The organism is Tolypothrix sp. VBCCA 56010, assembly GCF_050875635.1.
Taxonomy (GTDB): domain Bacteria; phylum Cyanobacteriota; class Cyanobacteriia; order Cyanobacteriales; family Nostocaceae; genus Hassallia.
This window is the reverse complement of sequence record NZ_JBPAOH010000215.1, coordinates 1-9478: the sequence shown is the minus strand read 5'-3', so window position 1 is coordinate 9478 and position 9478 is coordinate 1. Positions and strand designations below refer to the sequence as shown.

Below are 9478 nucleotides of genomic sequence, written 5' to 3'. Positions count from 1 at the left end.
AACTTCTATCTCCTAAAACCCCGGTTATAATACCTGGAACATGCTTATTTACTGCTGTCCATAACCAAATTTTGTTTTTTTTGACCAATAAAAGTTTCTAATTCATCTACCTGAGTTATTTCCGGAATTTCATCAGAATTTGGAGCGTTTGGCAAGGTCTTCCCAATCGTTTTAACCCAATTAATTATTGTTGTATGGTGTACTTTTTTCACTCTTTCTATTGGACGGAAGCCAGAGCCATTCACGTACATTTCTAAGCACTAACGTTTAATTTCTTCCGAGTATCCTTGCGGCTCATAAGAATCAATAAATTGACGACCGCATTTGACACAAATGTAATTTTGTTTACGATATTTTTTGCCATTCTTGCGGATATGAGTTGATGCACACCTTGGACATTGCATAGCGATCGCTTGAATTCATACTTCAATTATGCAACGCCAAATTCCCACTATTGCGGATAGGGCATGGCAATGTCTTGCTAAATATGCACTCTTATCCCGCGCACGAAGCCATATTCCACGCAAAGATCTATGGGTTTAGACCGGGACGTTCAGCACATGATGCTCAAAAGATTCTGCAAATAAACCTAAGATCCAGCGCAAACGGAATCAATAAAAGAGTTATAGAACTCGATATTGAGAAATGTTTCGATAGGATTAGCCATACCACAATAATGGAAAACCTTATCGCCCCGTCATGCATTAAATCCGGAAAGTGACAGAAGAGGGGTATGTTCGGCGATCGCGCCTATCGCACTGCAATCGCACCCATCAAAAAGCCGCCCATCGCCTCGTAAGTTTTGGTTCTGTTTTTAGTTTTTAAGTGTTAGAAAACTCGAAGGGCGATCGCGCTTAATTGCTGCATCTTCTGCGGGTCGCCTAGAAGAAGGTTAGGCAGAATATGTAAGTAAAATGCAGCTGTGTGAGTCGCAGCGATTCTGTCAACGTCCGGGCTGCGATCCTCGATAAAGTCAATCAAGTTACGTAGTGAGCGTTACCGCTAGCTCAGATGCTGCGGCTAGTTCGTTAATTTGGGCAGCTTCAATTATTTGGGCAGCTGAGGTAAGTATGCTTCTTCTTCAGGTTCGTTTCATAAATTTTGTTTATAAAGTGGCACTACAAGAAGTGCGATCGCAGTGCGAGAGGCGATCGCACCCATCAAAAAGCCGTCCCTACCGCAAGAAGGCGACGGCTTTATTCAGATTGTTTGGTGTGAACTGTGGGCGCTACAGGGCGGCCCAGTAGTGGCATTTTCAAAACACGCCCTTAATGCTTCGTAGTGTAAGCGTGTAAGGAAGCGCAAATATATATGAGTCAATGCCTATGCAGCAATAATCACCACTTCTATGCACTCCAATTTTCCAATGATAGTAAATTTGACCACCCCTTGGCGCTAGCTCTTGTACTTGAGAAATTAACTGAGATGACCGCTGTCATCTACAACGGACTTTCAGATAAAACACCCGTCGAATGGAACTTTTTGAAAAACTACGAAGTTTTTAGTCTCTCCCCCGATGGCTCGTTTCCGATGATCAAGGTTTCTCGCTCGAAAGCCGTTCGACTATCAGACCGAGAGGTTTTGATGGTTGGCGGCGGGCGCTCTTGAGCGAGTTTCACTTTCAAACCACTACACACCAACGCCATGAACGACCAAATCGAAGAAATTCTTTTTCACTTAAGTCGCGTCCAGTTAACCGGATTGGGCTGTTTAGCAATCATCGCCATTCGCGAAAAAACGACACTTGAGCATCAGTGCGAGGAGTGGGGTTTTAGCGATATTTCCCATCAGACAATTCTCGACTGCGAGATGGACGATGCAGGCTTGCTGGAATTAGCAACCACAGCCGCAACCTACAAGAGTGGAAGATTTGACTACCAATGAAAAAGCGATCGCCTAGATTACGCTGTCTTAGTGCGATCGCCTCTTCAAGTGTAAAAACCCGAAACTCAGTAACCGTAACGCTTAATACTGGGTTTCGACCCCTTTCTAAAAATAAGGAGCAATCCCATGATGTCAGATAAATACGTCGAAAGGCAACTGAAGTTTTACGAAGTTGCCTCGTCAGAAGAAGCAAAGGACAATGCCCTTTACCGCCTGGGTACTTACTTGGAACTGGAATTCGTACCCTGTAACGGCAGCGCCAACCTTACTCTTGATCGGCGGACTACTATCCTGGATGCAGCTAAGTGTAAAGGGGGTAACGATGAGTAAACCTTTTGACCCAAACCTTTACGGTGCAAACCTAAGAGCTTGTGAAGAGCGCGGCGTACCCAAAGACTTAGCCGAGAAAGCTGCTGTAATAATTGCTACTAATGATGCAGGAGCGCCCAATTTGGGACGCACGGTTCAAGACCAAGAAATCATCTTAGCAGTGCTGCCCTACCTCCAATCTGGAGGCAAAGAATGAGACAGAGCGACCCCACTTCGTTATTTTTAGGAGTGGCGGCGCTCTCCATCGCCATCTGGCTGCACATCAAAAATACTGAGTTACATGCAGCACTTGTTCAGTGTCGTTCTGATTTTCAGGCATTCAAGGAGGGGGTACTTTATGTCAGATAATTATTGGGTACCGATGCGCCTCCCAAACCCCAAAGAAATTGCAAAATACGTGCTTGGGGAACTGGGAGGGTGATGCTGTCAGGCTGGTTATTTGGTACGAAAGCTGGTATTTTTCTAGCAATTCGGTTTGGGTAATACCTCCATACCGTTCACCATCGGAAATCGTCTCCCTCAATTTTTCAACTATTTTTATTTCGGGTTTGATATCACCAAGCGCTTGTAATATTGCTTGCAGAATATCTTCTAACTTGTCGAAACGTTGGTTTAATAGTGCAATATCAAAATTATGATTATTTTGTGCTAATTTCTTTTCGATTGTGGTAATTCGGTCAACAATAGTCACCTGGCTTTTATTGAGATAATCTCCTTTTTCCTCGTTAATAACATCACTTTTTGTTTTTCCACTCGCTTTTACATATGCATCTAGTTCTGCCAACCATGGAGACGGTATTCTTGCACCAATATTTGACTTTGGTGATGCGGAATTGCTCATTGCTTATTAAATAAATAGTCGTAATTAGTATTCGATATGATTGAAGTGCGAATTTGAAACTTAAATTTGGCTTTTCGGATCAAAATTTATTACCAGAAATTGAGACTATTCAAGATGTAAGCATATTAGAAGCAATTTTGTCTGCGATAGAAACAGCGAACACAGTGGAGGAGTTGCGCTCAATTTATCAGCCAGCATTCGAGTAATCAGATGCTGTCGTGAACGTAAAAATTTTCAAAGCTTACAATTTCAAATTATTTAAGCGACTGTTAAGAGTAAATTTCATGCCGTAATAATTACCATACCGCAAATAATTAGTGATTCTTCACAGCCGACGATGCGTCACGCCCTTGATGCGATACCGATTCCTTGTCCTTACAAGTTATGTAAAATGCTTCGAGTAATGTTTCGATTGTGACTTTTTCTCGGTTGCACAGTTCGTCAAGTTCGTCTTTAATCGGGATTTCCAACCTCACGGGTATTCTAGCAGCAATTTCTGGAAAGTTGGCGAGTAATTCTTCTAGGCGTTTAAGTTCGGACACTTCGTTTGGTTGCTGTGCGATCGCATTCAACGTGTCATCAATCTTCTCTTGCTGCAATACATGAATACGTGGTTCTACGGTAGGTTGGGTTGCGCGATCGCGAATTTCATCTAATAGGCTCATGAGTAACTCTTAGTACTATAAATTACACTGTTACGTAGGGGATTAGTTTTGCGTACTGTTCGGCTAATGCTGGTTTTAGCTTCTGCGCCAATACTGAAATTGGATATTCAAGATTTGGCTGTCCTAAGTCTGTTGGGGATACCCGTTGGTTGATGGCATTTTTATATACATCAGATTCGAGCAGGTGGGGTAACATCAAATCTTTTCCCACTATTTCACCCATGAGCGTGATACTGATGACGGTAGCTTTGGTTGGATTTACACCCGTCCACTTGGCACGAAAGGGGACTACTCCCACGAGTGAGCCATAGGGTAATGCACCTTTGAATTCTTTTACCAGTTCGAGTGTTCGTACCAAAGACTGCACTTTCTTGACGGAACGCTTCTGCTGGGATAACCCACTTATCACCAGCACGCCCGGGAAGTTTGAGCTTTTCGGCGATCGCACCTTGCGTGGGGGATCTACAATTATTACTCCGAAATTATTGGCAATGGCTTGCAAGCGGTTTTTCAGGATAAACAAACTAATGCCGCTGGATGCAAGCTTGTAATTCGCTTGTTCCAAGCCGTCATCGGAAGGTATTAAAAAAAGGTATTAAAAAAAGGTTGCTGTTATTGACATTACCGTGCGTGAGCGTATTTTGATATTCGTACTCACTCCCATCCCCGACTGTAACGGTATACTCATCATTGCCTAATTACAACAATCGAGCCATCATGAAAAGCGTCATGGCTCCAACCACAACCAACGAAGTTCCTCGTCAAACAGCATTTACCCAAGCTCTTTTAAAAGCTTGCTTTCTATGGCTCACATCCAAATCGGTAACCGTATCATCACAGAAGCAGAAATTCTGCCACTGCTAGCTGAATACCAAATATTACCGCAATTTCAGCGATCGCTCATCATATCAGAAGCGATTGCCCCAATTCAGTGTACCCCCCAAGAAGTTACCAACGCACTAGAGCAGTTTTACGAAAAACACCAAATTTCCACACCACAAGCAAGAGAAGCTTGGTTAAAACATTACAGCATTACCTTAAAAAAGCTCGAAATCATAGCCACAAGAGAACTGCGGATTGAAAAATTAAAACTTGCCACCTGCGGTTCAAAACTAGAATCACTCTTCCTCCAATACAAACCCCAACTCGATAAAGTTGTCTACTCCCTCCTCCGCATCCAAGACGCAGAAATAGCACAAGAACTATACTTCCGCATCAAAGCAGGAGAACAAAGCTTTGCCGATTGTGCTGCCATATACTCACAAGGACAAGAAGCACAAACAGGAGGATTGCTCGGACCCGTTCCACTATCGCAACCCCACCCAGCGATCGCACAAAAACTCTCCATCTCCCAACCAGGACAGTTGTGGACACCCATCAAGCTGGAGAATTGGTACGTAATTATACGGTTGGAAAAATTGGTTCCTTCCCTGTTAGATGATACTACACGCACCATGTTGCTCAATCACTTATTTGAACAATGGTTAGCTGAACAACTACAAAGATCACCAATTTCACTTAACACCAACGACAATTACCCAATCCCAAGTGCATCTACTCCAGTTTTACTCACGAAGGAAGAAGGAAGAGGGAAGAAGGAAGAAGGAAGAAAGAAGAGAGAAGAGCTAACAGAGCTATCAGATCGATTTTTAACTACAACCAACATGCATTTTTAATTTCTTCAACTTCTTCCAACTTCGGTCCTAACTTCTTCGTTCTTAGTAACGCAATGATAGAAAGCACTACCACCATTGTAGAGTTCAAACGCCAGCATTCCACCCTTTGACAGACTTGACCCCACTACCATAGAACGCATCGCCGCAAAACTCGAACCATTGCGTTATAGAATGGGACAAGCAATTCTGACACGAGAAACCCTACCAGCAAGAGTTAACATTCTCTTTCAAGGCAAAGCAAGATTGCTGGGATACGCTCAAGGTGCAGATGCTCCGGAAACGTTGAAATTACTAGAACCAGGTGCGATTATCGGTGCTGCTTCCATTGTACGTGGAGTATTGAGTGAAACAGCGATCGCATCAACCGAATCAATCTGTCTTACACTTAAAGCAGCAGATTTTCTCGCACTGCTTGAATTTGAACCAATCCTAAAAAATGCATTTTGCAACAAATGCACTCTGATTGAAATATACGACCTATTGGGTGCAGAATTAGTTAGTCGCGGTAAAGTTGTAGATAATTTAAAAGAATTAGCCATCGCATCTCTTCACCACGCAACTGTACTCAACTTACCGCCAGGTAAAACGCCACTTCAACAACTAGATCCGAATCTGCTATGGTTAGTTAGCAGCACTTGTGATAATTATTCGGTTGGAAGTGCTATCAACCCAACCGATGCGGGTAATATTCAAGCAACGGGTAAGGGAATTCGTCTCATTGGCTTAACATACCCTACATTATCATTTTCCCAACCAGTAACTACAACCGAATCCGATATTTCGATTCAAGCAAATCCTTGGGTAAACGTCCCATTTGCACCTCTAAAACCAGAAGCACCAGAAGAAAGCAACAACGCACAACAAGTCAAATATCCCTACGTTCATGGACGAGGACCAGTCGATTTAATTGACGGTTACGACATTAGCAAAGTCGAATTGTACTCCCTGCGTCAACAAATTGGCATGGTGCTGCAAGATACTCTCTTATTCGATACCACTGTAAAGGAAAATATTGCTTTAACTTGCCCGGATGCTACACCAGAAGAAATTGTTGAAGCTGCTCATATTGCTTGCGCCCACGATTTTATCATGAATCTGCCCAATGGTTATGAAACTAGGGTTGGGGAGAGGGGTTCAGCATTATCTGGGGGACAAAGACAAAGAATAGCGATCGCACGATCTGTATTGCAAAATCCACCGCTATTAATTCTAGATGAAGCTACCAGTGCTTTGGATTATGCCACTGAAAGGCAAGTTTGTTTGAATCTGGCAGCAGCATTCCGTGGACGCACGGTATTGTTTATCACGCACAGATTGCCAACTATTCAAAATGCTGATGTGATTTTGATGATGAACCAGGGGAGAATTGCAGAACAGCGGACTCATGCTGAATTGATGGGGATGAAAGGTCTTTATTATTGCCTTTATCAACAACAAGAAGCAGCAGGTGAATAAAGGGAGATGGGGAGATGGGGAGAGAAAATCTTGTTACTTTTTTTTTGGAGGTAGAACCCATGCAGAAGAATTAGCAATTAAATTGACTAGTTTTCCTATAATTTGGTTATAAAGAAGGAAAATTTTTCGACCAATTTCACGTTCTAAATAACCACATTTTACAGCAAATTCTATCCAAGTTTGAGTCTCAGCAGCTTCTGATTCTGAATCGCTCAATTTAGCAATCTTCTGCGGCTTCATATCTTCTTTTACGCCATGCTTCCGACAGGTTAGCACACACAGAACGAGACGAACGTCGAATCTGGTCAGTTAGAGAATATCTTTCTTAAACTGGAAAATTTTTCGACAATTCAAAGATTTGCATAGCAGCATCAAATGCCATTTGATAAACTTCTAAATGTCTGTGACTTTTAACTAACTCTGTACCCATTTTTAATGAGAGTTTCTTGATTGATATATATACAATAATACTAATACTTTTTCTTTTCGGAAAAACCCGTAACAACAAACTAACATGAGTAGCAATAATAGCAATAATAGCAATGGGAATCATTCAAATAATGGGAATGGTAAATACCCAAATAATGAATCTGCCAATTATTCAAATAATGGCATCAATAGTTCTGCAATATCATCTTTTACCTCCCCATCTCCCCATCTCCCCATCTCCCTATCTCCCCATCTCCTCATCAACCCAAACCACCCAATACTGCACCACGTTACGTACCCAAATTTGACCAACCAGTAATATTAAAACAACCAAGAAAATGGTCAAGAGCAATTCTATGGAGTTTGATGGTAGTAACTACTGGTACTATCATTTGGGCAAATTTAGCCTTAATTGAAGAAGCCGTATCCGCTACTGGTAAATTGTCAGCTAGTGGTGCAACACTAGATGTACAAGCACCTGTGGGTGGAGTAGTTAAACAAATATTTGTTATTGATGGCAAGCAAGTTCATCTTGGAGAACGCTTGCTTACACTTGATAATACAACAGGCATTGCACAGATGCAATCTTTGCAGAAAATTCGTGCTTCTCTAGTTCAAGAAAACCAGTTTTACCAGTCTCAATTAAAAGGTGCTACTTCTGTTGATGTCACAAAGTTAAAAATTCCAACTGAAATACTTGATTTAACTAAAAGTCGGGCTACACTAATAGCAGAAAATCAAGTATACCGTACCCAGCTAGATGGTAGTAGCAGTGCTAGTAAATTAACGTTAGAACAACGGGAACGCATCTTATCAAACCAAGCCGAACTTGACACACGAGTAACTGCTGCAATTTCACAAATCGACCAATTAAGACGACAATTTCAGCAAACCGATATTAAACTTGTCAGTACCAAAGATACCCTGAAGATGAACCAAGGTATTCTTGATAATATTACCCCTTTAATGAAAGATGGGGGTATTTCCAAAATTCAATACTTCAAACAATAACAAGAAGTAAGGAACGCACAAAGTGAAATTGACCAACTTACGCAAGAAAAAGCACGTTTGCGAGCTTCAATTGCAGAAGGAATTGCTAAGTTACATTCGACTGTAGCTGTCTCACGTAGGGATTGGCTTAATACTATAGCAGAAAATAATAAGAAGATTGCTGAAATTGACTCGCAATTTACGTCATCGATAGTCGAAAATAATAAAAAAATAGCCGAGACGGACAGTCAAATTAGTCAAGCCAAAATGAACCTGAAATATCAGGAAATAAAAGCGCCTGCTAATGGTACAATCTTTGAATTGAAGGCACACACGCCTGGGTTTGTTGTCACATCAAGCGAACCCATCTTGAAAGTGGTTCCCAACGATAAACTTATAGCCAAAGTCTATATCACCAACAAAGATATCGGGTTTGTGAAAGAGGGGATGACGGTAGATGTGCGTATCGATTCGTTCCCGTGAGCGTGAATTTGGCGATATTAAGGGTAAACTCGTGTGGATTGGATAGTAATGCATTACCACCAGACCAGATTTATCCCTTTTACAGGTTCCCCGCAAAGGTGGAACTTGAAACTCAGCAGTTGTTGATTTCAGGAAGGAATATACCGTACCAACTCCCCTGCTGGGTCCACCAAACTGACGATGACGCATATCTTGTAAGTTTGGAAAAGGATCGCCAACAGTTTCACCCTCACTTAGAGATTGCGTCTCTTGATTAAATTCTAAATCGCCACTTTCTAGTAAGCATACTCGAAAGTCTTGCCCAATCAATTCTCGCGCCAGCGTAATCCCCGCAGGTCCTGCACCAACAATACAAACTTCTGTTTGAATAACTTCATCTGCTGGTAATACCATTTGGTTTTAAACGTGCTACATTTATTCCCAGAGCATTGTATAAAGTTTTTCAGATGTCACGAGTACTTTCAATTCAAATAACGGAATCGCAAGAAGACCTCAAAAGGCTTCTGGCTCAACAAAAAACTGCAAGCGGTAAAGAAAGATTACAAGCGTTGAATATAGCTGAAAAGTAAACAAGTTGATACTGTGCAGCACTTAAGCGTAATTTGAGGACGCGATCGCGTAACTGTACAAAGATGGCTACGCCAATATAGAAATGGGGGACTTGAAGCAATGCTCAAGCTTGGTATCCCTACAGGCAGACCAAAAATTATTCCAGATTGGGTAGT

General features: G+C 41.9%; 14 protein-coding genes and 6 pseudogenes. 13 read left to right on the top strand and 7 right to left on the bottom strand.

Going from position 1 to position 9478, the window contains the following annotated elements; all coding sequences use genetic code 11:
* Nucleotides 1-404, bottom strand: a pseudogene (locus tag AABK37_RS37900) (IS1 family transposase); the annotation flags it as partial.
* Between the two features lie 37 nt (nt 405-441).
* Between AABK37_RS37900 and AABK37_RS37895 the strand changes: the two are divergent.
* The 6 genes and pseudogenes from AABK37_RS37895 to AABK37_RS37870 form a co-directional block, all read left to right on the top strand.
* A pseudogene (locus AABK37_RS37895) lies at nt 442-715 on the top strand (reverse transcriptase domain-containing protein); the annotation flags it as partial.
* 596 nt (nt 716-1311) lie between these two features.
* The gene (locus AABK37_RS37890; protein ID WP_432556591.1) at nt 1312-1608 is read left to right on the top strand and encodes a hypothetical protein; all 297 of its coding nucleotides are present in this window, start codon (nt 1312-1314) and stop codon (nt 1606-1608) included.
* Nucleotides 1609-1644: 36 nt separating this feature from the next.
* On the top strand, nt 1645-1884 hold the full coding sequence (locus AABK37_RS37885; RefSeq protein WP_432556590.1) for a hypothetical protein: 240 nt from the start codon (nt 1645-1647) through the stop codon (nt 1882-1884).
* Between the two features lie 129 nt (nt 1885-2013).
* On the top strand, nt 2014-2214 hold the full coding sequence (locus AABK37_RS37880; RefSeq protein WP_432556589.1) for a hypothetical protein: 201 nt from the start codon (nt 2014-2016) through the stop codon (nt 2212-2214).
* A complete protein-coding gene (locus AABK37_RS37875; protein WP_432556588.1) occupies nt 2207-2410 on the top strand; it encodes a hypothetical protein in 204 nt (67 codons plus the stop codon). The genes AABK37_RS37880 and AABK37_RS37875 overlap by 8 nt, the downstream gene beginning before the upstream one ends.
* The gene (locus tag AABK37_RS37870; RefSeq protein ID WP_432556587.1) at nt 2407-2562 is read left to right on the top strand and encodes a hypothetical protein; all 156 of its coding nucleotides are present in this window, start codon (nt 2407-2409) and stop codon (nt 2560-2562) included. The genes AABK37_RS37875 and AABK37_RS37870 overlap by 4 nt, the downstream gene beginning before the upstream one ends.
* Here the strand turns inward: AABK37_RS37870 and AABK37_RS37865 are convergent.
* Entirely contained in the window at nt 2555-3055 is a 501-nt protein-coding gene (locus tag AABK37_RS37865) for a hypothetical protein (RefSeq protein ID WP_432556586.1), read from the bottom strand. The genes AABK37_RS37870 and AABK37_RS37865 overlap by 8 nt on opposite strands.
* Nucleotides 3056-3108: 53 nt before the next feature.
* Here AABK37_RS37865 and AABK37_RS37860 point away from each other — a divergent pair, with 53 nt between their 5' ends.
* Nucleotides 3109-3261 (top strand): hypothetical protein, encoded by a 153-nt coding sequence (locus AABK37_RS37860; RefSeq protein WP_432556585.1) that lies wholly within the window; start codon nt 3109-3111, stop codon nt 3259-3261.
* Between the two features lie 108 nt (nt 3262-3369).
* On the opposite strand, the gene AABK37_RS37855 is transcribed toward AABK37_RS37860, so the two are convergent.
* Together AABK37_RS37855 and AABK37_RS37850 are read right to left on the bottom strand one after the other, a co-directional pair.
* The gene (locus tag AABK37_RS37855) at nt 3370-3720 is read right to left on the bottom strand and encodes a hypothetical protein (protein ID WP_432556584.1); all 351 of its coding nucleotides are present in this window, start codon (nt 3718-3720) and stop codon (nt 3370-3372) included.
* A gap of 22 nt (nt 3721-3742) precedes the next feature.
* Nucleotides 3743-4285 (bottom strand): hypothetical protein, encoded by a 543-nt coding sequence (locus tag AABK37_RS37850; RefSeq protein WP_432556583.1) that lies wholly within the window; start codon nt 4283-4285, stop codon nt 3743-3745.
* A gap of 238 nt (nt 4286-4523) precedes the next feature.
* On the opposite strand from AABK37_RS37850, the gene AABK37_RS37845 reads away from it, so the two are divergent.
* The 3 genes and pseudogenes from AABK37_RS37845 to AABK37_RS37835 form a co-directional block, all read left to right on the top strand.
* Nucleotides 4524-5396, top strand: coding sequence for a peptidylprolyl isomerase (locus tag AABK37_RS37845; protein ID WP_432556582.1), 873 nt, complete (start codon nt 4524-4526; stop codon nt 5394-5396).
* Nucleotides 5397-5567: 171 nt separating this feature from the next.
* A pseudogene (locus AABK37_RS37840) lies at nt 5568-5801 on the top strand (cyclic nucleotide-binding domain-containing protein); the annotation flags it as partial.
* 498 nt (nt 5802-6299) lie between these two features.
* Nucleotides 6300-6851: pseudogene (locus tag AABK37_RS37835) on the top strand (ABC transporter ATP-binding protein); the annotation flags it as partial.
* 33 nt (nt 6852-6884) lie between these two features.
* Here AABK37_RS37835 and AABK37_RS37830 read toward each other — a convergent pair.
* A pseudogene (locus AABK37_RS37830) lies at nt 6885-7281 on the bottom strand (four helix bundle protein).
* Between the two features lie 112 nt (nt 7282-7393).
* Between AABK37_RS37830 and AABK37_RS37825 the strand changes: the two are divergent.
* From AABK37_RS37825 to AABK37_RS37815, 3 genes and pseudogenes are all read left to right on the top strand, one after another.
* Entirely contained in the window at nt 7394-7588 is a 195-nt protein-coding gene (locus AABK37_RS37825) for a hypothetical protein (protein ID WP_432556592.1), read from the top strand.
* 58 nt (nt 7589-7646) lie between these two features.
* Nucleotides 7647-8291, top strand: a complete 645-nt coding sequence (locus tag AABK37_RS37820; RefSeq protein ID WP_432556581.1) for a biotin/lipoyl-binding protein — start codon at nt 7647-7649, stop codon at nt 8289-8291.
* Nucleotides 8292-8537: 246 nt separating this feature from the next.
* Nucleotides 8538-8690: pseudogene (locus AABK37_RS37815) on the top strand (HlyD family efflux transporter periplasmic adaptor subunit); the annotation flags it as partial.
* Here AABK37_RS37815 and AABK37_RS37810 read toward each other — a convergent pair.
* Both AABK37_RS37810 and AABK37_RS37805 read right to left on the bottom strand, forming a co-directional pair.
* Nucleotides 8625-9146, bottom strand: coding sequence for an FAD-dependent monooxygenase (locus AABK37_RS37810; RefSeq protein ID WP_432556580.1), 522 nt, complete (start codon nt 9144-9146; stop codon nt 8625-8627). The pseudogene AABK37_RS37815 and the gene AABK37_RS37810 overlap by 66 nt on opposite strands.
* A 146-nt stretch (nt 9147-9292) precedes the next feature.
* Nucleotides 9293-9478, bottom strand: a 186-nt coding sequence (locus AABK37_RS37805) for a hypothetical protein (protein WP_432556579.1), incomplete at its 5' end; no start/stop codon positions are given.